The following is a 22,303-nucleotide window of genomic DNA, read 5'->3' on the forward strand; positions in this document are numbered from 1 at the left end:
TCTACGGGTGTTTCTACGGCTTCGTATCCGGCGATTCCTCGTCGTCCGGTTCGAGATTCCAGACTGCCACGCTCACCTTGTGTGCCAGCTCTTCGACATCCTGGGCGGCCCGGATGACTCGTGCGGTGTCGTCGGCGGCGGTCCACAGCACCACGTCGGCGCCGGTTTCCTCGTCGCGCCAGGCATAGCGGAGTGCGGCGATCACTTCGGGGGTGTCGTCCTGCCGGAGATAGCGGAATGTCCGCAGGCCCTCACCGAGATGTTCCGTGTGGAAGGCCTCGACGACCGGGGGCTCGACAGCGTCGGGGTCCTCCGCTCCGACAAGGAAGCGCAGCGTCTCCTCGCGGTCGCCTTGTGCGGGCTTGACCATGCTGAAGACCTGGAGAGGCATGCTCGTCGGTTCCCACATGCGCAGCAGTACCCGCGTGTCGAAGGGCTCCGGCGCGAAGGCTTCCGCGAAGCGCCGCAACACGCCCGCGAGGAAGGGGATACCTGACTCGCCTGGATCCTGTCCGTACGACCGCCAGAGCAGCGCGGCGCACGAACGCGTCCAGGCGTCGATGTCCTGCCACTCCTCGGTGTCCCAGCGCGGAGGAAGCTCCAGCCATCGGCTCGGGTCGTAGTCGATGTCGAGGCTGAACTCGTGCTCCAGCTCGACCAGGGGCTCAGTCATGTCCAGCTCCACCGGAAGGTCGTCATCAGGGCGTCGAACCACTCGACCATCGCATCAGCCAGGTCGTCTCGGGGGTTCCCGGCGCCGATCGTGGAGAAAGCGGCCACGAGCCACTGGCTGGGGTCACCGGGTACCGCCACGAGGTACTCCACCCTGCGGCTGGCAAGCTCCGCACCGCGCTCCGGGGCCGCAGGCACGACGCGCTCTCGGCGAACCGTCAGGGCTCCGTCGACCTCGCCGCTGCTCAGGTCCATCTCCGAGGCACTCGCCGTACCGTCAGCGGAGAGCAGTTGCACGGCGATCTCCGCAGGGTCGGACACTTCACTCGAGGCTCCGTCAGGCCCGGAGCGCGCCGGAAGACGCGCGTTGGAGACGGTGAACGACGCCCCGAGGTTCACCTCCCCCGCCAGCTTCACCGGCAGATACATCTCCAGCGCCTTGGCCCTGCGAGCCTCGGCAACGGCTGCCCGCAGTCTGCGCTCCAACTCCAGCCGGAGAGGCGTCAGTTTGTCGCGCGGCACGTCCGCCGGCACCCGTGCAAAGGCGGAGGCGACGAGGGAACGTACGGCGTCCTCCGCATCTCCCTGCCGGAGTGGGATCTGCACCCAGTCCTCGGGCAGAAAAAACCCGTAGCCAGCAGGCGGCGAGGCCAGTTCGGTCACAGGATCAGCCATGACTGCGGGTCCGCCTGTTCGTGTACCAGATGCCCGCGTGCACCGCAGCGCTGATCGCAACCCCAGGCCACAGCTGCCAGTATCCGCCGAGCGCGGCTCCCAGGAGAGCCATGAGGAAGTAGAGACCGCTGATGACCCGCAGGTCGAATTCCAGGGTGTCGCTCCTCCTCCTGGTCTCCGGGCCCCAGAACCGGATCAGCACCAGCAGAGGGCTGAGCGCGGCGATGTCCAACGCCCATGTGGGCATGGGTAGTTCCAGTCCCCACGTCTTGTGGTTCTGCATCGCGACGATAAACCACAGCAGCATGACGAGGGCGATGGCGAGCAGCACATAGCGCACCAGGGCTGCCCGCTTGAGGAACCTCTCGTCTCCTGGGCCGGACGCATGTGTTCCGGAGTCGGCGCCATCGGTCCCGGGATGCTCTTCCGCTCCACGGGGAGGCCGCACAGACCCGTGAAGGTCTTGATCCGCTGCGGCATGCACGCGCTCTTGAACCTGGCGCGCCTGCCGGGTACGAGCGCTCTCCGTGAGGCCGCTTCTCCGCTTCTCCGGCTTGGGCCTCACCATTGCGACCCGAACCCGACTGCTGGCGCTGTCATGTCTCCCTTGGCATTCACGTAGGTAGGAGACCACGCGTCTCCGGCCCGTCCACCAAGGTCAAGCACCGTACTCGTCCCCCAGTAGGCTTGGGATACGCCCTTCTGGCGGGCTGCCTCCGAGGCGACCTCGCTCAGTCGCTGACTGTCCGGATACCTGCCGCTCATTCGCTCGACGTCCTTCACCTGCTCCGCCATGCGCTTGTCCCCGAGGGCCCTGTAGGTCTCCTTCCGCGTCGCCACCGGCATGGCCTCGTCCCGGGTCTTCACACCCGCAGCTCGACCCTGCTGGTTGTCCGCGGTTCTGCGGAGTCGGCCCAGGCGCCCACTGCCACCCCGTCCGCCGGCGGCACGGTTCATTCTGGCCACTCGCTTCGCCTGCTGCTCCGCGAGGCCCTTCGAGATGCCTCGCCCTTCCTTCTGTAGCGCCTTGACCGCCTTGGCCGCCTTGACGCCGTTCTTGGCCATCTTGAACGCTGCGATGTCGGTGACCACATCGAACCAGGAGCCGTTGCCGGTCAGGGCCATGATGAGGTGGATGCCGAAGACGATGGCAGTGAGGATTCCGGCCAGCACGCCGAGAGCGGGGAAGAAAATCGCGGCGAAGGTGAGCAGGGTGGTGATGTTGCTCAGGACCTCGGCCAGTGTCCCCAACCAGTCAGCGTCGCCCACCCACGCCTTGAAGTCGTTCCACCAGCTGTCCTCCATGTCGTCGTCGATCGACGACCGGATCTTGCCGGCGTAGTGGTCCGCGCGCTCACCGTAGAAGGTGACAGTCGACTGCAGCTTCGTACGGGCGGCCTCAAGGTCTTCCCTGGCCCGCTTCACGGCGGGATCCTCGTCCGGCTTGTCCTTGCCTGCGTCCTTGCCGGTGTCCTTGTCCGAGCCCTTGCTGGCACTGTCCGGCTTGTGCTGGTCGATGATCCGCTGGGCGTCCTTGGCATCGTCGAGGGCATGGCCCGCCCTCTTCTGGGCGTCCTCCATGTCGTCTGCCCAGCCGCCCAGGTGCCCCTTCACCTTGCGGTAGCGGTCCTCGGCAAGGTCCAGCCTCCGGCCGAGCCCGCGCGCGTTGTCGCCCAGCTTGTCGGCATACTCGCCCTTCAGACCGTCGCACTCGGCGATCGCCTGCATAGCAGCAGCCTGCGTACGCAGCTTCTCGGCGATCCTCTTCATGTGCGTGACCTCGCGCCGGATCCCATCCGGATCCCCCGGAACCGGGTCGGTCTCCGCGAGCGGCGCCCAGTCAGCCGGCCGAGCCATGGATGTTCCCCCTGCGAAGAGCCGTCAGTTCGTCTGCACCCACGGCGCTACTTCTTCCCCTTGTTGGCCTTGGCCAGTTGGTCGTCGAGTCCCTTGAAGGCGTCGCTGGTTGTCTTGACCTGCTTCCCGACCTCCTCGATCTCCTCGACCAGCCGCCCCCGGTTCTTGTCCCAGTTGTCCACGAAGTCGCCCATGGCAGCCTGGACACGGCTATCGCCGAGCAGCGACTCGATGTCCTGCTTCCAGTCCTCCAGGCCCTTGAACTCGCGGCGGATCTGGGCGAGTTGCTTGGCACTCGTCGACAGCAGGTCGTAGTCGACCTGGAGATCGGATCCCTTCGACATGCTCGTTCCTCGCCCCTCGTGGTTCGCCCGTCAGCGGTTGACGGACTGGATCTCCTGAACGGCCATATCCCGGGTTGCCTCGAAGGCGCCGTCCGGCAGGTCACCTTGCGCGCCGCCGGAGCCCTCCCAGGAGATCGCCCAGGTGACCAACGCCTTCAACTCGTACGGCCAGCCGATGTTGTCCGAGGACGCGTCGTCGCCCCCTCCGGAGCCGCATGCGGTCAGCAGCAGGGCCGCGGATGCGGTGAGCACGGCTGTCACGAGCCGGGCGGGGCGGTTCACTTTGGACTCCTGGTGAGGTGGGGTAACTCCAGCGAACCAACGCTATCTGTGGGGCACGTGATGACACCAGTGGGGTTTCCGTCAAGCGGGGAGGGCTCTATGTGTAGTTCGTTCTACGATACGTGACATTGTCCGGCACCCTATGTAATCACCAGTCACGGTTCCGGCGATCATGAAGTCCTGGGCAGGAAGTGGTCAGCCCTCCAACGCGAGTCGCTCGTTTGCCATCGCGCACTTCAGCGCCGAGGCACGCTCTGTACACCGTGATCGAGGTTCTGCGTTCACGGGCACACCAGGGCGCGGCGCCCATTCCGTACGGTGATCTGACCAGCGAACTGGCAAGGCTCGGTCATCACGTCCCGCCCACGAGAACCCCGTGCCCTACCTGTTGGAGGACGTCTCGGTCCGGGAAAGCCCGGACGGATCGCTGCCCCTATTGTCGGCCCTCGTGGTGTTGATGGACAGCGGCTGGCCCTCCAACGGCTCCTTCAAGTCGGCCCGGCGCACACCGTACAAGCGGCCCTACGTCAGCCGTAAGCTGTTGCTGCATAGCAAGGCGAGACGGGGAGCCGATGATTGACTACCGCAAGACAATCGTTCCGGTGTGGACACTGGCGACCCGTGACGTCCTGGTGCCCGCATTTGGCGGAGACGAGCCGATGACGGCTGAGCGCCTGGCTGAACTGCGCGGTGTGCTGGCCTGCCTGGCCAACGCGCCGATCACCACACTTGAGGTACATCCCCTACCCGACGAGCTCGACCGCAGCCGAGGTATCCCGCTCGATGCCGTGAGTCCCCTGGCACAGCACCTGTCGCAGCTCATCACGCAGTCAGCGCGAAGTTCCTCTGTGGCGGCTACGGCGACCGCTGCCGGCGAAGGCCTGTATCGCATGGTGGTTCCGGCGAAGGTTGCCGCCCAGTTCGGTCAGGGCATCGTTCGCCCGATGGCAGCGAAGGGGGTGGGCGGCTGCATCCGCGGCGCGCTCGTGAACTCAAAGGGCCGCATCGCCGCCCATGCGAAGTTCGTGCCGGTCGGTAAAGCGACAGCAGCAGGCGCAGCTGGCGGAGCCGGTGCGACAGCCGGCGTCGCGGTCGCCGGCAGCGCGACTCTCACCGTGGCCGCGCCACTCGTGCTCATGGCCGTAGCGGTGGGGGTGAGCGCGAACGCCGACTCCAAGCGCCAGCAGGCCATCGAACACATCACAGAGCTGCTGGAGCAACTGCACGAGCAGAAGCTCGATGACGAGCACAGCGAACTCGACGGCTGCCGCGATGCCATCGACAAAGCCACCGCCATTCTGCTCGATCAGGGCAAGCTCGGGTTCTCGCTGGGCCTGGACTCGGCAGTTCATGCCATCAACACGGCACTGGGCGCCGCTGACCGCCGCCTTGCCCGGTGGCAGAGCGCACTCGACAAGTTGCCCGACGACAAGGCCGTCGAGATCGACACGCTGACCAAGTCATTCCCCGGCGTCGACGACCACGGCGGCAGGTTCCGCGCCCACCTCGAACTCGCGGCCTTGGCCATTGCGTTGAAGCGACGGGTCGTCGTCCTGCAGGCCGTCGAGCATGCCCAGAGCGACCCTGCCAACTTGTTCGAGAACTTCGCCCGCGCACTCAGGTCCGACCAACAGCGCCTCGACAAACTGGAGTTGGGCATCGCAGGTGTCCTGGTGCGCCTGTCGGCGCTGGAGCTGGCCCGCCCGAACGGTTTGCGGCCCGTCTTCACGACCGGTGAAGTCGATCGCCTGATGCGTGTGGCACACCGGATTCACAGGCTCGGTGACGGCGTCATGGTCAACAACCCTGCGACAGACGTGGCGATTGAGATTGCCCGCGACAAGGACGGCTCGGTGGTCGTGTTCCCCGCGCTGCCCGCACCGTCATAGGCGCGCTCGCACTCGCTTGGCGAGTAGTGCGGGGTTGCCCGAGATTTCGAACGCGGTGATTGATGGCTCACCTCGCATTGTTCAGCAACGTGGCCGACGGCGGGACGGTTGCATGTGAGCCACCGGCCGGAAGCCTGAAATCCGGCGCCCACCCAATGGGACGATCGGGCCACCTGTGTGCCTACACACGCTTCACAACGACCAATTGGCCGCCAGCCAAAGCTGGCGGCCATTCACGAAAGATCTAGGCTAGTCGCCGACGAAGTACAGGTACCCCGACCGACGGATGGCCCGCCGTGCCGCGTCGAGCACGCAGTGGATCGCCGGTGTCACCTCGTCCGGTGACAAGCTCTCCAACTCCTCGACGAATCGGTGGAGCTGGTAGGAGTTGAACATCGTGTCACCGAACTGCATGACCCCGCGTCGGAGACTGGTCTTCGGAGCCGTCCGGCACATTTGCCCGAAGGAATCCTCGGCATCGTCACCGATGACGTCGACCTGATCCCGCCGGACGTCCCGCACGTAAATATCGAGACCCATGACCGTTGATCCTCTTCGCATTCCGTGATTTCACTCAAGGGATGGGGAACATGGTGATCACATCGCCCCACTTGCTGCACACCAGCATAATTCTGCTGGTCATCTTCGCGCCCTGTCCTCGGAGAGGGCCATGGCCGAGGTTGACCCTCGACCTTGTCGAGGGCTCAGAGTTCCAGGTGTGGAGAACGAGATGCGCAGCATCGGGGAGATGGCCCGGGACGGCGGACTGAGCGTGAGCGCGCTGCGGTTCTACGACCGTGCCGGTGTGCTGGTCCCCGCCTGGGTGGACCCCGTCAGCGGCTACCGCTGGTACGAGCCCGGGCAGTTGGAGGAAGCCCGGTTGCTGGCCCGGCTGCGTCGGGCGGGCATGCCGTTGGCGGACATCCGGCTCGTGCTGGCCGGGTGGGCCGGCGCGGACACGGACCTGGTGCGAAGTCTCCTTGAGGCTCACCTGCGCCGTCTCGAACTGGGGCTGTCCGACGCCCGCAGTCAGTTCTCCACGCTCCGAGCTCTACTCGACCACAGGGAGAACCCCATGACGTCGCTTCACACCGCAGCCACCGCCACCCGACTGTCCGTCGCCGCGCCGGAGTTGGCCGCGGCGCTGGACACGGTCCGCTTCGCGGCCGGCAGCGATCCGGAGCTGCCGATGCTCAGTGGCATCCTGTTCGACATCGAAGGAGAGGAACTCCGGCTGGTGGCCACCGACCGCTACCGCATGGCTGTCGCGCGAGCACGCGCCACCGGGCACGGCGGGCCACGGACGCAGGTGGTCGTGCCCCTTCCGCTCGCCGACGCGATGCGGGCGCTGCTGACCGGTGAGGAGCCCGTCCAGCTCGCGGTGGACGGTGATCGTGTCAGCCTGGAAACCGGTGACCGGCAGACATCCGGCCAGTCCCTCGGCCACGAGTTCCCCGACTACCGCCGCCTCGCCGACCTCCCGGCCGGTCGCCGGGTCCACGTCGAGACGGCGGCCTTCCGCATGGCCCTTGAGACCGGCCCGGTCCGCACGGGCGAGACGCGTGAGCAGGACGGCGAGCCTCACGACCTCAGCCTGCTCCGGGTGACGGAGAACGAGTCCGTGATCGTGTGCGACGACGGTGACGACGACCAGAACAACGTGGCCGTCAACCGAGAGTTCCTGCTGCACGCGCTCACCGCCGGGGCCCGGGACGAGCTGATCCTGGAACTGGGCGCGCCCACGGCACCGCTCGCAATCCGCCGGCCCGACGACGAGCACGCCTTCTCGCTCCTTATGCCGGTCCGCCTGGAGAACTAGCTTCCGTCCGTCGCGACAGGTTCCGTCCGCCGAACAACTCTTGCAGGGCGCACCTTCACCTCGGCCGAACTCCCGCACGCCCCTGCCCATTTGGGGTGTTGCTGTCCCATACTTCGCGGAAGGGGTTGGTCCCGTATCTCGTCCGGGGCCGGGGCGATGGGGGGACGATCCATGGCTGACGCACGTCTTCAGTGGCTCCAGGAAGCCGTTTCCGTCTTCGGTGCCGAATGCAAGCGGAACCTGTCGGGTCCGGGTGACCGTGAGGCAGCGATCCGCAGCCCACTTGAGCAACTGTTCCGCACGATCGCCGCGCACCATGCCCGCCCCGAGATCGACTGGTTCCCGGAGACGCGCATCCCGCACCTCGGGGTGCGGCCCGACTACGCCGTGCGCGTCGGCGCGGACGTGACCGGTTACATCGAGGTGAAACGGCCCGGAAAGAGCATCGATCCGGACTCCTTCACCGGTCACGACAAGAGACAGTGGGAACGCCTGCGCGACCTCCCCAACCTGCTCTACACCAACGGCACCCATTGGCGTGTCTTCCAGTACGGCACACAGGTCGGTGAGGAGGTCGTGCTGGCGGGGGCCTTGAAGAGCGCCGGTGAGAAACTGACAGCCGTCGATCTCGCCGCCTTCGACGCACTGGCCCAGGCTGTGCTCTGCTGGGAACCCTCGAAGATCCGTCGAGTTCCGGTACTCGTCCAGCACATCGCTCCGCTGTGCCGCCTACTGCGCGAGGCCGTACGGGAACAACTACGGGCCGAAGCCGCACTGGACGCGGCCGACTCCGCCGCCGACCGCCCTTTCACCGGCCTCAGAAGCGACTGGCGCCGGTTCCTCTTCCCCACCGCGGACGACGCGACCTTCGCCGACGGCTACGCCCAGACGGTCACCTTCGCGCTGCTCCTTGCCCGCACCGAGCACATCCCGCTCACCGGCACGAGCTTCCACGAGATCGGCCGCCGCCTCAATGCGGGCCACGCTCTGATGGGCAAAGCACTCCAACTGCTCACCGACAACGTCAATGAGCGGTTCGAAGTCACCTTGAACCTCCTCGCCCGTACCGTCGCGGCCGTCGACTGGGAGACCATCCGGCAGGGCAACCGGGACGCCTACCTCCACCTCTACGAGTCGTTCCTCTCCGTCTACGACGACAGCCTCCGCCAGCGCAGCGGCTCGTACTACACACCTCACCAGATCGTCGAGGAGATGGTCCGGCTCGCCGAGGAGGTGCTGCGCACCCGTCTGGGCAAAGCCCGCGGCTACGGCGACGAGAGCGTGCACATCGTCGACCCGGCGATGGGCACCGGCACTTATCTGCACACGGTCATCGAGCGGGTGGCACAGCAGGCGGCCCAGCGGCACGGCGACGCCATGGCACCCGACGCGATCGGCCGGCTCGCCGAGCGACTGTACGGCTTCGAGCTGCAGATGGGCCCGTTCGCCGTCGCCGAACTCCGCGCGGCCGACCTGCTCAAGAAGCACGGCGCCCCGCTCCCGCCCGGCGGACTCAACCTCCATGTCACGGACACACTCGACGATCCCTTCGTCCAGGAGGAGCAGCTCGCTTCGACGTACGCGGCCCTCTCCGTGTCACGCGCCCGCGCCAACAACGTCAAGGCCAACGTCCCAGTCACCGTGGTCATCTCCAATCCCCCGTACGACGACAAGGCGGAGAACCGCGGGGGTTGGATCGAGAAGCGGGTGAAAGGCCAGGGCCGTCCTCCCCTGGACGACTTCCGGTATCCGGGTAACGGCCGCTACGAGCACGCCCTGAAGAACCTGTACGTCTACTTCTGGCGCTGGGCCACATGGAAGGTCTTCGACGCCCAGCCGGACGACCGGCACGGCGTCGTCTGCTTCATCACCCCGTCGGCGTTCGCCACCGGTCCCGCCGGGCGGGGCATGCGCGACTACCTGCGCAGGACCTGCGACGAGGGGTGGGTCATCAACCTGTCACCGGAGGGGCAGCGGTCGGACGTGGCCACCCGCGTATTCCCTCACGTCGCCCAACCGCTGTCGATCTGCGTGTTCGTACGGCGGGCCGATCACGACGCCAACCGTCCGGCACGCGTCCACTACCGGGCTCTGCAGGGCAGGCGGGCGGACAAGTTCGCCCAGCTCCGGGAAGTGAGTCTGGATGACGGGGGCTGGCGGGACGCCCATGCGCGGGGAGCGCGGCCATTTACGCCGGCCACTTTGTCAGGGTGGGACGACCTCCCTGCGATGGAGGACCTGTTCCCGTGGGGAAGTCTTGGCATCACTACCAACAGGTCCTGGGTGAACTCACCGTCCGAATCGGTCCTACAGCGGCGCTGGTCCCGTCTTCTGGCAGAAGAGAACCCTGAGGTAAAGGCCGTTCTGTTCAAGCAGACACGAGATCGCCAACTCGACAAACGGGTGGCTGGTTTGCCGAAGTTTCCGCATCCCAACCGAACCATCAACGAAGAGACCGAAGCTCGCCCACCACTTCTGCGCATAGCCCGACGCAGCTTTGACCGCCAGTGGCTCATCGCCGACAGCAGGGCTCTCGACTTCGCGCGCCCCGACTTATGGGAGTCCTTGCGGCCGGGGCAGGTGTTCCTCAACCAGCAGAGCAGCCAGGAGATCAGCAGTGGTCCCGCCCTGATGGCGACCTCGCTGTTACCGGACACCCATCACTTCAACGGCCGGGGCGGAAGGGTGCACCCCATTCTCCATCCCGACGGCAACGCCAACGTACCTACCGGGCTGCTCCGGTACCTGGCCGCAGCGCTCGACCTCGACGAAGTGCCGGTACACGACCTCGCCGCCTACGCCGTTGCCGTCGCCGGGCACAGTGCCTTCACGGAGCACTTCGCCGAGGAACTACTCACCCCTGGCGTCCGGTTACCCCTCACCGGAGACCCGGTGCTATGGACCGAAGCCGTCCGCGTCGGCCGCGAGTTCCTGTGGGCGGCGACCTACGGCGATGTCGGAGCCCCGCACGCCGGACAGGAGGGCGTCACCTTCACCGCGGGAGACCCACGGCAAGTGCGGTACGAGACCGGGATCGGCTCCACCGTGCCCGACACGATCGGCTACGACGCGGAAACTGGCACCCTCTGTGTGGGTCCGGGGGCTTTCACCGGTGTCCCGCCCGAGGTCTGGAACTACGAAGTCGGCGGGATGAACGTCGTCAAGAAGTGGTTCGGCTACCGGAAAGCCGCCCCCACCAGCCGGAAGACAAGCCCGCTCGACGACCTCCATGTCACGTCCTGGCCGAGCGAGTGGACCGAAGAACTGATCGACCTGCTGTCCGTCCTACGGCGGTTGGTCGATCTCGCACCCGCACAGCAAGCGCTCACCACGAAGATCGTGGGTTCACCGGTCATCACCGTCGCCGACCTCACTTCGGCGGGTGTGCTCCCGCCGCAGCCCGGGGCAACTCGCGCACGGCGCCGCGTCGTCCTGGACTTCGGCCAAGCGGACGGGTCATGAGCGGTCGGCGCCGACCTCACCCGTGCGGACGTAGGACTTCGCCTGCTCCAGCGTCCATGTCCCCTCCGCGAGACGTCTCAGGGCGAGCCCGGCGGGGCGGGGCGCCGCGCCCATGGAAACGGTGTCCGAGAAGGACGCCACCGCACTCAGGCGGGCCGTCAACTCGTCGCACTCCGCCGCGCGCAGGGACGCGACGCCGACCGGGGTGAGCGTGAGGTTGCCCAGTTCGCCACCCTGGCGCTCCACGAGTCCGGACCACAACAGGGTCGGCAATGCGTCCCGGATCTCGTCCGTGTCGAGGTCACGCGCCAGGTAGGACTCGGGTGACCTTTCGGGAGCAGGGAGGTCACACAGATCCAGTTCCTGCAACAGGTGTTGTTGGAGCGGCGAGAGCGTACCGCTGGGAACAAGCATGCACCCAGTATGACCCGCTCCGTGTGCGGCGACGCCGACGACGGCCAGAACAACGCGACAGTCCATCACCAGTCGGGCCGCACGCACCACCAACGGGCCGGGACGAGCTGATTCTCTTCTCGTTCCTGATGCCGGTCCGTCTGGAGATCTAGCCTGCGCAGAGGCCCGGGTGGCCCGCGGTTGCAGCCGCCGCGCTCAGCCGCGCGGTGGGGCAGAAGGCACCGCGTACCGTACGAGCGACCTCGCGAAGGGCTCGCCGCTGCGTCGGGCGTACGTCATCCGCTCGCGGACCTCCCTCAGGGTGCGGGGGCGGTAACCAGGCCCGCCGCAGCAGCTCTTGTGGAAGCGGACGCCGGCGTGCACCAGCACGGACAGCGTCCGCCAGGCCGCGGTGTCCCGACGACGGGGTGCGGCGAAGGCGGAGCCCACGTGGATCAGCGGCCGCGCGCAGCGGGGGCAGATCCGCTGCCTGTCCGGGTCGTAGGGCTGCTTGTACGAAGCCCGGCAGGGCAGGCAGACGTACGAGGTCTTCGCGTGGGCCATGTCAGCAGGCTAGGCGACGCCCGAGCGGAAATCGACGGGATTTCGGCCCCGTGAGGGTCGGCAGATCAACTCGCCCGACGCGCCCGGCTCGTTGGCGCCCGTGGAGAGCGAGATCTGCTTGACCTTGCCGGTGTAGTCGCCTGCGGCCCGTCCTCGGTCGCTCCGTCGGAGTGGTAAAGGGCGGGCGACGGTCAGCCGGGCTGGTGCTCTGACCGCGAAGGTTCGCCGGGGTGGCGGTACTGTCCGCGCATGAGGCAGTTCCCCTGCACCTTGGAAGCCCTCGTCGTGCGCATCGACTTCTCGGCGGACGGTGCTTGGGACGCTCTGCGGGCGGCGTTGTTCTCGCCCGGCAAGGACGGCTTCTTGGCCAACGTCGCCCTTGTCGATGATCGGCTGTACGAGGGCTTGACGCCCGACCAGGCCCTCGACCTGATCCCCGCGCAGTACCAGCATCCACTTCTTGTCCTGGCGGACTTCATAACTCTCGTCTCGACTGAGCTACCGCTCCTCGTGGTGGACAGGCGGGGTGAGCCTGGGCGTTGCGTCCCCGTTGTGACAGCCGAGTTGTGGAGCATCGAGAACAACCTCTCGGGCGCGAACATGGACTTCGAGGAGTTCGTCGGCGCCGTCGACGACGACGGCGTGTTCCGAGGGTTTTGATTCACTGGCCGCCATGCGGTGTCAGGCTGCGGGTGCTTGGGGGCGTCCGCCCCAGCGGCTGTGTCCGTGCGGCCTGTCAACCCGAGGCCTGGCCGACTGTGCCGGGACGACGTCGGGTCCGACAGGTGCGCTCGCTCGCTGCCCATGCTCGGCCGACACCGCGTGCCCGGCCCCGGCCCCGGCCCCGGTGCGTCGTCGCCAGCACGTGAGGCACGACGTCATCCACCCTTACGTCTAGGCCGTCGTCGTACTGATAGACGGAACCAACCGGCCGCAGACCTTCGCCCGGCCCACGCTCATCGTGACTACACGCCCCACCCCGCCAAGGCTCCTGAGGACCATCCGGTGGCTTGTCCGGTCATCCCGCCCCGACCACCACGAGCCCGATCGCAAAGTACCCCCGCCGCGAACTCGAGTGTGAACTGAGCACGCATAGCGAATGGATCAGCAAACCCAGACATCCATCCCGCCATGACGGCCATCACTCACAGACTGCATCCAACGAGCGATCACCACCCACGCCGGACAACCTCGACAACACCATGGAGCCCGACACCTCTTTCCCGCATCGACGTTGACTTAGTTCACAGTTCACGACAAGCTGTTCTCGACGTCACCCAGCGGGGGCAACAGTGCCAAGCACATGGAAGTGCTCGACGTATCGCCCCAGTTGGCGGCGCAGTGACTCAGAGGTGAGTTACCAATCCGTAGTTGGCGGGTGCAGTCGACGTCGGGCATCGCTCCCGCACTGTGGCTTCACCCACGCGTCAGCTGGTAGGACATCGCGGACCGCGATGACAGTCGAAAAGGAGAACCTCAATGAGCACCGACGCCGACCCACTCGTCGATGGCGCAACCCCGATGAGCGCGTACGAGGGGCAGGTGTGGGACACGCTCAACGAGCACTGGCAGCACCGTAACAACCGCCGTGGTCTGCCGAACTGGGCGAGTACCGCCCTCGGTCGCACCGGTGAGGTCGCGGGAAACGCCGTACGACGGGTCACGGACGCTGTGCCGGAGACGGTCACGGAACCGATCCGTCGCGCAGGCGATGCGGTCGCCGACAAGGCCATGCGACCGGCGCTCGCAGGCGCGGCAGCGTTGCTCGAGCTGGTCAACGACTCGGCCCTGGAGCTCAACGACCCGAAGAACGTCGAAAAGCTCGCCCGCAAGCGAGGCCTCGAACTCGACAGTTTCACCGAACTACGAGAGCAGGACCTCAAATTCTGCGACCGGCTACTGACCCGCAACACCCTCAAGTGGCGGACCACCGGAGCAGTCGAAGGCGGCGCCATGGGCCTGCTGGCCATGGTCCCCATCGCCGGTATCCCCATCGCGATGACAGCGGACATCCTCGTCGTCCAGGTTCTGAGCACGTCGATCGCAGCGCGCATCGCATACTCCTACGGCTATGACGCCAAAGACCCCGACGAGCAGGACTTCATCCAACGCCTGGTCCAGCGGTCCTTCATGGCACAAGCGGCCAAGGCCAAGCCATTGCGTGATGCCGCACGGGCGGCGGACGCGGTCAAGGGACGCATCAACTGGTCACAGAAGCTCCGCAACGACCACCGCCTCCTGGCCGCCCTCGAGAAGTTGATGCAGCAGCTGGGCCCGGCCGGCTCCAGGGTGCCAGTCAAAAACGTCGCCAAGGTCGTACCGTTCGTGGGTGTCATCATCGGTGCAGGCATGAACTCCGCGATCCTCGGCAGGGTGGCCGCCGACGCCCAGCGGTACTGCCAGACCCGATTCCTGTGCGACAAGTACGGAATGCCGCTGCCGACCGCACTGACGGCCGACGGGGACGACGAGCCCCAGGACGACGCCACTTAAGTGATGCCGCTGGGTCTACGTCATCCACCCTCGAACCTCTCTGAGGGTGCGGGGGCGGTAACCGGGCCCGCCGCAGCAGCTCTTGTGGAACCGGACGCCGGCGTGGAACAGCACGGACAGCGTCCGCCAGGCCGCGGTGTCCCGGCGACGGGGTGCGGCGAAGGCGGAGCGCACGTGGATCAGCGGCCGCGCGCAGCGGGGCAGATCCGCTGCCTGTCCGGGTCGTAGGACTGCTTGTACGAAGCCCGGCAGGGCAGGCAGACGTACGAGGTCTTCCCGTGGGCCATGTCAGCGAGGACCCCGATGTGCGGGACATCTACGACGGCGTGTACGGATACGCGTTCCATGCCCGGTGGGTTCCGATCGCCACAGACATCACCGGAGGAAAGGTCATCGTCAACCACCGTGACGGAGACCAATTCGGAAACGTGCTCTACGGTCTGCACGGCGGGGACACGGAACTTCAGGTCAACGCTTTGCGTCGTCTGTCCACGCCGAGATATCCGTGGCAGCGTGCCGGACAGCTTCTTCCTGGTCCTGGGCGAGCTCCGCGCAGGCCGCTGCGACGTCCGGCGCACCGTCCGGTCCCACGAGCGCGTCATGCGCCCCGGTCTGCAACCAGTCAGCTGATTGTCGTCGGCCTTGGCGACCGCGAGAGCGATGAGCCTTACGGCGGCCAGCGTCCCCACCCGGGGCCAGGGCCTCTGCCGTCTGTCGAGTCACCGCCGTGTTCTCGACGTCCAGCAGCAGCCCCACCAGCGCTTCCGCAGCCTCCGGAACCTCAGCGAAGGAAGCAAGGTCGCACCCGGCACGAACACGATGCGTCCACGAAGGAGACGATGCCTCAGCCAAGCCCGCCTCCAACCCACCCATCGTCTCTGGCACGATCAGACAGTCTCATGCCACACGAAGAAGATCGAACCCCGCGCCGCATCCCGACAGAACGCCGGGGCCGTGCCCGTGGACCACGTCCGCGAAGCAGCCGCCATGACGCCGGCGGAGCTGCCCGATCACAACACACCCGCGGCGACGAACCGCAACTAATCATAATTTCTCGCATTTTGCATGCCTAAGTCGCATTTAGAGCAGCATCCATGCATGGAGAATCCTGCATTCGAGGGGCCACCGTCGGCGGAGGGGATTTCGGCTGGACCTGAGGTCGTCTTCACGGCGGACTTCGCGTCCACCCGTCAATGGCTGGCAGGGCATTCGTGGGCGTATCCGAACGGTGGACCCGTCAACCCCGGCGACAACAAACTGGATCACCTGACGGCGGACCCCGCGTACAGCCGCTCGGGCACCTTCCGTGCCACGCTCCGCAAGGACGGCCTGTGGGACACGGGTCTGCTCACCACAGAGGGGAGCGAGGAGGGCTTCACCGTCCGTGCGGGGGATGTGCTCGAGGCGCGGGTCAGACTGCCGTACGAGACCGGGGCCTGGCCGGCCATCTGGACCTGGCGGGACGGCGGCCAGGAGATCGATGTCTTCGAGTACCATCCCGACAACCCCGACCTCCTGGAGCTGACCAACCACGTCCGTGGGGGCAACCTCTACTACCGCGACCTCGCCATCGGCCCGGGCGCGTGGGTCGACCTTCGTGTCGAGTTCGGCCCGAGGTCCGTGATCTGGTGGGTGAACGGCAGCCGGGTGTTCGCCGACCGCCGAGGCGTGGGGCGCGCCTGGCACGCCTACCTCATCGTCAACCTTTCGGTGTGCGCGGGCCGCTATCACCCGCCACCGGATCCTCAAGTCAAGGAGATGTCGTACGAGGTCCAGCACCTCGTGGTGCGGCGGCCGGCCGCGCTTGTGGAGACACTGTCCGACGAGTCCAAGGCCGCGGCCGACAGCGACGGACCGTGAGCGTCTCCAGAACTCTGTATGTGCCTGTGGTTTCCAGGCTTTTCGGGCGCGGCGTGGCCGTGTGCGGTTGCCGTCCGGTGGTCCGAACCTCGGGGTGAGGGGGTGGACTTCGGTGGCGTGCAGGCGGTGGAAGCCGGTCCGCTCGGCGGCGCGGGTGCGTCGCCGACAGCTTCTTCCCGTGCCCGGTACGCGCACCGGTCAATGCCTTGCCGTCGACGGCCGCAGCCGACAGCAGACCGCCCGGTGCAGGGTGTTCGGCGGCCCTCTGGACGAGGCGTCGCTGCGCGCGCTGCCACCGCTACGGGTTGGGCGTTCTGGTGTGAGCCCGCTGGCCATGGGCCTACTCGCTGGCCGCTACCGCAAGGACGCGCCGCGGCCGGACAACGCCCGCATGGGCTGGGTCCCCCGGCACCTCACCGAGGAGCGCAAACTCGACGCGGTCGAGCAGCTGCTCACCCAACCGAAAACTGACGATCACGCACTCCAGGTCCCGACGTGACTGGATCATTCGCAAAACGTGCGAGCGCCGCCCGCGTGGGCCGGGACGAGTACGTGGTGTCCGTGTTGGACGCTCACCTTCCGCGGAGAGTGCCTTCGATCAGACGGCCGCAGCAGCTCTTGTGGAGGCGGACGCCTGCGTGTCGGGACCGTGGGTGTCAGCAGGTCAACTCGCCCGACGCGCCCGGTTCGTTGGCGCCCGTGGAGAGCGAGATCTGCTTGACCTCGCCGGTGTAGTCGCCCACGGCTCCGTCCTCGGTCGCTCCGTCGGAGTAGTAGACGGCGGACGCCCAGGGCTCGGCGTCCTTCTCCAGTCCGTCCGTCATGGCTTCCATCGTCGCCGTACGGAAGTTGATGTTCAGGCAGCCGCCGCCCAGGTACGACCAGTCCGGGTTGGTGCCCTCGGTCGGCTCCGTCGCCGACGCGTCGGACGGAAGCAGGGCGAGCGCCGACTTCCGCGCCCGGTCCTCGTCGACAGGAGATGAGAAGACGACGTCCACGCTGATGAGGTGTTCCTTCAGGGATGTGGCGAACGGGAGGGTGGCGCAGACGACCTCGTCCTTCGCCAGGCGGTAGGCCACGGAGTCGCCTATGGGCATGCCCGTCTGTGCCGCGCACGCCTTGGCCCACGAGACGCGCGGATAGCGCGCGTCCCACCAGGTCAGCGGCGAGGCGAGTCCCCGGCCGCCGAGGTCGTCCTCGGCCGCTCCGTCGAGGGTCTGCTGGGGAAGGGGCGCTTCCTTCAGCGGTGCGACGTGGGGACAGAACTCCGTCCGCAGGAAGTCGGCCATCGCGGCGGCCTGGTCCTCGCTCGCGCCGCTCGCCTCGTCCGCGGACCGGATGCCCTCCCATGTCTGGTAGCCGACGGCCACGTTGCGACAGGCGTCGACCTGGGTGACCGCCAGTCCGCGGCGGTCCTCCAAGCCGGTCTTGACGCCCTCCCCGAGTCCGTAGTTGTTGGCATCACCGATCTCGCCGAGCCGATTGACCAGGGAATCGTCGACACCTGCGGCGGCCAGGGCGTCTTCGATCGAGGTGTCGTCCCCGGCCGTCGTCTCCGCCGACGCGTCGTCCGAGTTCGACTCGTCCTTCGGCGCGGCGACCGACGCGCTCTTCGTCACGTCCTCCGGGACGGTCGACGTGCGCGCGGTGGAGGGTTCGGTGTCGCTCCCGCAGCCGCCGACGGCAAGCGACGCGGCGACGAGCAGGGCGGTGACGGCGGCTCGGCGGTTTCGGGACATGGGGCAACTCCGTGTGCGGTGAACAGGCTTGGCTGGTTGGCTGGTTGGTCGACGAGGCGCCGAACTCCGCGTGCGGCGGACGCGGTGGGCGGCATCACCTCTGCGGTCGGACCGCACCGGAGGTTCCGAGGGCGGCACTCATCACGGGAACACCGCTCACTTCGGCCTCTTCTTCGGCCTGGACTCGCCGACTCCGGGCAGGGGGCGCGCACCCTGTAACGGGTCCTTCGGCTTCTTCCCCTGCTGCGTCTTCTTGGCTCGCGCCGGCTGCTTCCCGGCCGCGGTCTTCTTCGCGTCCGCCGTCTTCTTGGCGCGCCGGCTCTGCCTCGGCTTCCGCGCCTGTGTGTCCGGTCGGCTGTCCAGCCAGCGGCGGGTGGCCGCCATCTCGGTGACCAACTGGGTGCGTTGCGGTTCCGGCAGCCTCGTCAGCGCCTCGTCCGCTCGCACCATGAGAGCGGCGGCATACCTGGGCCTGGGCCCGCGTCTCTGCCGTGCGCCGCGCAGAGCGAGCCCAATCTCCGTGTCATGGAGCAGAGGAACACCGGCGAGTCCCTCCGGCTGCGACTTCGGCCGGGCCGCGGGCTGTCGCACCAGGCCGCCCTCGACGTGGACGATGGTCTGGCGCTGAGCGGGCTCCGCACTCCGCTGTGCGGCGATCTGACCATCCACGGTGAGCGACAACCGCGGCGGGGCCGTACGGGACGGCACCCCGTGCACGGCGAACACTCGGTCCGCCTCACGCTGGCACCATCGTCTGAGTACCGCTGCCGTCGCGGGGACCCCGCACCCGACGGCGGTGACCACACTCCCCAAGTAGGACGGTGGGTCACCCTCCTCGGTTCTGATCAGCGCCGACAACAGCGGCTTCCCCTCACCGCCGTCGCTCTGCTCCACGGCGAGCAGCAAACCGAAACGCCCCGGGCCGGAGAGCCCGAGCAGGTCGCTTCCGGCGGTTCGGGCCAGCGCCTCCCAGGTGGGCCGGGTCCGGAACCTCGCGGCGCTCACCAGGGCCTCCTTCAGCGCGAGCGCCTGCTCCTCGCGGGAACGCTGCACCGGCGCTGCACCGCCCTCGGCTCCGGCCTTGGCGGTCGGGCTGAGACTCGAACGTCGTCGTGGCTCCACTCCTGGGACCCGGAGCCCTGCAGGGGTCATCGCACAGGCGTCGAGGGGCACCCAGTCGGTGCTTCGCCGGGGGTCCTCGGCCCTGAGATGAATGCGCCGTACCGCACCATGTGTCTCGAAGCGGAAGCGGAGCAGGTATCCGTACTCGTCGTACAGCTCCTCCATGGTCTCCGCCTGGGCCGTGCCCGGACCGAAGACCCAGTCGAAGGTGGCCGATTCACCGACAAGCCTCTGGCGGGCCCGTTGCCACTCGGCGTGCTCGAGCCTGCTGAACTGGAAACGCACATGCTGCCTGGCCGCGCCCACCCGGAAGTCGACGGCGTCTCCGGGCCCGGATCCGAGGTCGCGTGAAGTGGTGCGCCCCTTCAGCCTGTTACGCCCGGCCCATGCGGCGAGGTCGTCCTTGATGAAGAGGTGGTCCGCGCTGGCCGCGCCGGTGGCCGTACGGTGGCAGGAGGTGTGGGGTCGGTGAGCGAAGTGGCAGACCTTGTCGCGGTACAAACGGTCCGACAGCTCATTGCCGCAACCACCGAGCTGGGTACCGCACCAGTAGGTGTAGGCGGGGTGGCGTCGTCGCCACCGGGTCAGTTCGTCCGCGTCCGTCGGCAGGATGATCGCCCGTCCGGAGTTCCGGCTCCCGATCACCGCGGTCTGCACGAGTCTGCCGTCTGAGCCATCCACGAATCCCCCCGGAGCCACGCGCGCGCCTGCCGGGAGGGCGGACAGCGGTCGATCGTCATAAGTATGCGATCTATGCACTTAGTTCACAATAGGTGGGTGATCGTTGCGAGCATCCGGACCGCAACTGGGTGTCCGGTGGCGTAGGTTCGGCGGTCGTCGGATTCCGAGGTCGGGAGGGCACATGCAGAAGGGCACGCTTGAGTACGAGCAGGCTCTGGACGCCGTGATCGAGATCCTGCGTTCGCGGGCACGCCAGGGCGCGGCGCCCATTCCGTACGGCGATCTGAGCAGCGAACTCGCACGGCTCGGTCATCACGTCCCCGCCCACGAGGGCCCCATGCCTTACCTGTTGGAGGACGCCTCGGTCCGGGAGAGCCCTGATGGATCGCTTCCCCTGCTGTCGGCACTTGTGGTGCTGAAGGACAGCGGCTGGCCGTCCGGCGGCTTCTTCAAGCTGGCCCGGCGCGCGCCGTACAAGCGGCAGGGCGACAACGTGCTGCTGTGGATGCGGGAGATCGAGAGGCTGGCGGAGCACTACGCCGGTCACTGACGGTCCCTGTCGTCGGCGTTGCGGCGGCCTTCGGCGGGCCCGTCCCGGACGAGGGGTGGGCGTCAGGAGCCCGTAGGGCGGAGCCGCGCCTCCGCCCAGACGGTCTTCGTGTACGCGTCGCGGACGGTGGATCCCCAACGGTCGGCGTAGGCCTCGACGAGGAGCAGTCCGCGGCCCGAGGTCTCGTCGGCGGGCTGGGCGGTCACGGATGGTGGCAGGCGCTCGGGGCGGGTGTCGGTCACCTCGACGCGGAAGCAGTGGGGCAGGAGGAGCAGCGTCAGGCGGAAGTCCCGGCCGGGGAGGCTGCCGTGGCGGACCGCGTTCGACGCCAACTCGGCGGTGACGAGGGCGACGGCACGGGCCGCGTCGGAGTCGTACGGGAGGCCCGTCCACTCGGTGAACTGCTGGACGGCGAACCGGCGGGCGAGGCGGGCGCCTCGTCGTGTGCCGCTGAAGCGCAGGGTCAGTTGGCGTACGGGCGTGAGGAGCGGCCTCGCCTCGTCGGTGAGCTGATGATGGGTCACAGAGTCAGCGTGGTGGAGCGCATGGCCCGCTGACCAGGTATGACGGCCGTACGTCGTCCTCGTCGTACGGGGTGGGCCGCCGGCTGCGGGCTTGGTTGTACGGGGCTTGTACGGGCGTTGTACGGGTCCGGCGCGTGTCCTGGTTCCCGCGCGTCACGTTGGACATGAACCGGTGGCGAGCGCGGCCGTGGGCGGGGTGTGGAGCGGGACGGGAAAGGGCGTGGGACTGTGAGGACGGTACGGGACGCAAGGGACACGCGGACGGGGCGGAGCGCAAAGACGAAGGACGAGGGAGCCGACCTGCCGGGGGTGTGGTCGGCGTACGGGGTGCTGTTGCAGTACCTGCGCAAGCGGGCCGGGTTGAACCAGCAGCAGTTCGGCGACGCGATCGGCTACTCCCTGGAGCTGGTCGCTTCGGTCGAGCAGGGGCGCCGGCCGGCGAAGGCCGTGTTCACGGCGGCGGCTGAGCGGGTGCTGGATGCGGGCGGGGTTCTGGATGCGCTCCAGGGGGAGGTGGATCGGGCGAAGTTGCCTCGGTTCTTCAGGAACTTCGCCCTCATCGAGGCGGAGGCGCTCAGCCGGTTCGAGTATGAGCCTCTGCTGGTGTCGGGGTTGTTGCAGACGGAGCCGTACGCACGGGCTCTGTTCGCCGGGCACTGTCCGCCGCTGAGTGAAGAGATCATCGACCAGCACACAGAAGCGCGGCTGGGTCGACAGAAGCTACTGACGCGAGTGCCGCTCGCGGAGCTGTCGTTCATCATCGGCGAGGAGGCACTGCGGAATCCGGTTGGCGACAGGAACGTCATGCGCGGACAATGGCAACACCTTCTGAAAGTCGGGGCGTTGCGGAACGTGGAGGTCCAGGTCATGCCTGCCGCATGCGGGCTCCACTCCGGTCTGAACGGCCCGTTTGTGGTGCTGGAGACCAAGGAGCACCAGCACCTTGGTTACATCGAGTCTCAGGACGTCGGATGCGTCGTGCATGATCCAGCAGAGGTCAGTGCCTTCGGGTTGCGGTATGGCAAGCTGCGGTCGCAGGCTTTGAACGGCGTCGAGTCTGCGCGGCTCATCGAACGGCTGGTGGGAGAGACATGAGCGTGGAGCAGGTATCCGAGAACGTGGACGGGCTGCGCTGGTTCAAGAGCAGCTACAGCGGCTCGGGGGGTGGCAACTGCGTGGAGGTGGCTGCCGGCCTGGACGTCGTGTACGTGCGGGACTCCAAGGTCGTGGGGGGCGGGCCTGTGCTGCGGGTCAGCCAGGGCGAGTGGGCTGCGTTCGTGGCACTCACCGTGGAGTAGGGCCGAGTACGGCTTCCGAGCGGAACAACGGGCTCGTTCACGTCACTTGGGGTGGCGTGAACGAGCCCGTTGTCTTGCG

Annotated in this window: 22 protein-coding genes and 1 pseudogene; 10 read left to right on the plus strand and 13 right to left on the minus strand. The window is 67.4% G+C overall.

The features are described from left to right. Positions 1 to 13: 13 nt before the first annotated feature. The 6 genes from QA861_RS05215 to QA861_RS05240 form a co-directional block, all read right to left on the minus strand. The gene (locus QA861_RS05215; RefSeq protein ID WP_334587025.1) at positions 14 to 673 is read right to left on the minus strand and encodes a hypothetical protein; all 660 of its coding nucleotides are present in this window, start codon (positions 671 to 673) and stop codon (positions 14 to 16) included. Beyond that, positions 670 to 1,347, minus strand: a complete 678-nt coding sequence (locus tag QA861_RS05220) for a hypothetical protein (protein ID WP_334587026.1) — start codon at positions 1,345 to 1,347, stop codon at positions 670 to 672. Before QA861_RS05220 ends, QA861_RS05215 begins: the two co-directional genes overlap by 4 nt. Further along, a complete protein-coding gene (locus tag QA861_RS05225; RefSeq protein ID WP_334587027.1) occupies positions 1,340 to 1,678 on the minus strand; it encodes a hypothetical protein in 339 nt (112 codons plus the stop codon). Before QA861_RS05225 ends, QA861_RS05220 begins: the two co-directional genes overlap by 8 nt. A 230-nt stretch (positions 1,679 to 1,908) precedes the next feature. Beyond that, positions 1,909 to 3,204: a hypothetical protein gene (locus QA861_RS05230; protein ID WP_334587028.1), complete on the minus strand. Its 1,296-nt coding sequence runs from the start codon at positions 3,202 to 3,204 to the stop codon at positions 1,909 to 1,911. A gap of 47 nt (positions 3,205 to 3,251) precedes the next feature. Then, the gene (locus QA861_RS05235) at positions 3,252 to 3,548 is read right to left on the minus strand and encodes a hypothetical protein (protein ID WP_334587029.1); all 297 of its coding nucleotides are present in this window, start codon (positions 3,546 to 3,548) and stop codon (positions 3,252 to 3,254) included. A gap of 30 nt (positions 3,549 to 3,578) precedes the next feature. After that, a complete protein-coding gene (locus tag QA861_RS05240; protein ID WP_334590679.1) occupies positions 3,579 to 3,830 on the minus strand; it encodes a hypothetical protein in 252 nt (83 codons plus the stop codon). 572 nt (positions 3,831 to 4,402) lie between these two features. Here QA861_RS05240 and QA861_RS05245 point away from each other — a divergent pair. Continuing rightward, on the plus strand, positions 4,403 to 5,719 hold the full coding sequence (locus QA861_RS05245; protein ID WP_334587031.1) for a hypothetical protein: 1,317 nt from the start codon (positions 4,403 to 4,405) through the stop codon (positions 5,717 to 5,719). Between the two features lie 249 nt (positions 5,720 to 5,968). Here QA861_RS05245 and QA861_RS05250 read toward each other — a convergent pair whose 3' ends face one another. Further along, positions 5,969 to 6,259, minus strand: a complete 291-nt coding sequence (locus tag QA861_RS05250; protein ID WP_334587033.1) for a hypothetical protein — start codon at positions 6,257 to 6,259, stop codon at positions 5,969 to 5,971. Between the two features lie 190 nt (positions 6,260 to 6,449). Here QA861_RS05250 and QA861_RS05255 point away from each other — a divergent pair, with 190 nt between their 5' ends. Both QA861_RS05255 and QA861_RS05260 read left to right on the plus strand, forming a co-directional pair. Beyond that, positions 6,450 to 7,538 (plus strand): DNA polymerase III subunit beta family protein, encoded by a 1,089-nt coding sequence (locus QA861_RS05255; protein WP_334587034.1) that lies wholly within the window; start codon positions 6,450 to 6,452, stop codon positions 7,536 to 7,538. 171 nt (positions 7,539 to 7,709) lie between these two features. Beyond that, entirely contained in the window at positions 7,710 to 11,000 is a 3,291-nt protein-coding gene (locus QA861_RS05260; RefSeq protein WP_334587036.1) for a type ISP restriction/modification enzyme, read from the plus strand. Here the strand turns inward: QA861_RS05260 and QA861_RS05265 are convergent. Next, positions 10,995 to 11,414 (minus strand): hypothetical protein, encoded by a 420-nt coding sequence (locus QA861_RS05265; protein ID WP_334587037.1) that lies wholly within the window; start codon positions 11,412 to 11,414, stop codon positions 10,995 to 10,997. The two genes, QA861_RS05260 and QA861_RS05265, sit on opposite strands and share 6 nt — an antisense overlap. 195 nt (positions 11,415 to 11,609) lie before the next feature. Then, complete coding sequence (locus tag QA861_RS05270) at positions 11,610 to 11,957, minus strand: deoxyxylulose-5-phosphate synthase (RefSeq protein WP_334587038.1); 348 nt, start codon at positions 11,955 to 11,957, stop codon at positions 11,610 to 11,612. Between the two features lie 249 nt (positions 11,958 to 12,206). On the opposite strand from QA861_RS05270, the gene QA861_RS05275 reads away from it, so the two are divergent. Together QA861_RS05275 and QA861_RS05280 are read left to right on the plus strand one after the other, a co-directional pair. Continuing rightward, on the plus strand, positions 12,207 to 12,617 hold the full coding sequence (locus QA861_RS05275) for a DUF6924 domain-containing protein (RefSeq protein ID WP_334587039.1): 411 nt from the start codon (positions 12,207 to 12,209) through the stop codon (positions 12,615 to 12,617). Positions 12,618 to 13,436: 819 nt separating this feature from the next. Further along, positions 13,437 to 14,450, plus strand: coding sequence for an EcsC family protein (locus QA861_RS05280; RefSeq protein WP_334587040.1), 1,014 nt, complete (start codon positions 13,437 to 13,439; stop codon positions 14,448 to 14,450). 15 nt (positions 14,451 to 14,465) lie between these two features. On the opposite strand, the pseudogene QA861_RS05285 reads toward QA861_RS05280, so the two are convergent. Next, positions 14,466 to 14,737 (minus strand): annotated as a pseudogene (locus QA861_RS05285) (deoxyxylulose-5-phosphate synthase). Positions 14,738 to 15,548: 811 nt separating this feature from the next. On the opposite strand from QA861_RS05285, the gene QA861_RS05290 reads away from it, so the two are divergent. Both QA861_RS05290 and QA861_RS05295 read left to right on the plus strand, forming a co-directional pair. Next, entirely contained in the window at positions 15,549 to 16,310 is a 762-nt protein-coding gene (locus QA861_RS05290) for a LamG domain-containing protein (RefSeq protein ID WP_334587041.1), read from the plus strand. A gap of 334 nt (positions 16,311 to 16,644) precedes the next feature. Continuing rightward, the gene (locus QA861_RS05295) at positions 16,645 to 16,809 is read left to right on the plus strand and encodes a hypothetical protein (protein WP_334587042.1); all 165 of its coding nucleotides are present in this window, start codon (positions 16,645 to 16,647) and stop codon (positions 16,807 to 16,809) included. 157 nt (positions 16,810 to 16,966) lie between these two features. Here QA861_RS05295 and QA861_RS05300 read toward each other — a convergent pair whose 3' ends face one another. Beyond that, positions 16,967 to 18,049 carry a hypothetical protein gene (locus QA861_RS05300; protein WP_334587043.1) on the minus strand — a complete coding sequence of 361 codons (1,083 nt, stop codon included), beginning with the start codon at positions 18,047 to 18,049 and terminating at the stop codon, positions 16,967 to 16,969. A gap of 156 nt (positions 18,050 to 18,205) precedes the next feature. Continuing rightward, complete coding sequence (locus QA861_RS05305; protein ID WP_334587044.1) at positions 18,206 to 19,828, minus strand: competence protein CoiA family protein; 1,623 nt, start codon at positions 19,826 to 19,828, stop codon at positions 18,206 to 18,208. Positions 19,829 to 20,033: 205 nt separating this feature from the next. On the opposite strand from QA861_RS05305, the gene QA861_RS05310 reads away from it, so the two are divergent. Continuing rightward, entirely contained in the window at positions 20,034 to 20,402 is a 369-nt protein-coding gene (locus QA861_RS05310; RefSeq protein ID WP_334587045.1) for a hypothetical protein, read from the plus strand. Between the two features lie 62 nt (positions 20,403 to 20,464). Here QA861_RS05310 and QA861_RS05315 read toward each other — a convergent pair whose 3' ends face one another. After that, complete coding sequence (locus tag QA861_RS05315) at positions 20,465 to 20,926, minus strand: ATP-binding protein (protein ID WP_334587046.1); 462 nt, start codon at positions 20,924 to 20,926, stop codon at positions 20,465 to 20,467. A gap of 228 nt (positions 20,927 to 21,154) precedes the next feature. On the opposite strand from QA861_RS05315, the gene QA861_RS05320 reads away from it, so the two are divergent. Both QA861_RS05320 and QA861_RS05325 read left to right on the plus strand, forming a co-directional pair. Further along, entirely contained in the window at positions 21,155 to 22,021 is an 867-nt protein-coding gene (locus QA861_RS05320; protein ID WP_443041445.1) for a helix-turn-helix domain-containing protein, read from the plus strand. Then, a complete protein-coding gene (locus tag QA861_RS05325) occupies positions 22,018 to 22,224 on the plus strand; it encodes a DUF397 domain-containing protein (protein WP_334587047.1) in 207 nt (68 codons plus the stop codon). Before QA861_RS05320 ends, QA861_RS05325 begins: the two co-directional genes overlap by 4 nt. Positions 22,225 to 22,303: the final 79 nt, after the last annotated feature.

The organism is Streptomyces sp. B21-083 (assembly GCF_036898825.1).
In the GTDB taxonomy this organism is placed as follows: domain Bacteria; phylum Actinomycetota; class Actinomycetes; order Streptomycetales; family Streptomycetaceae; genus Streptomyces.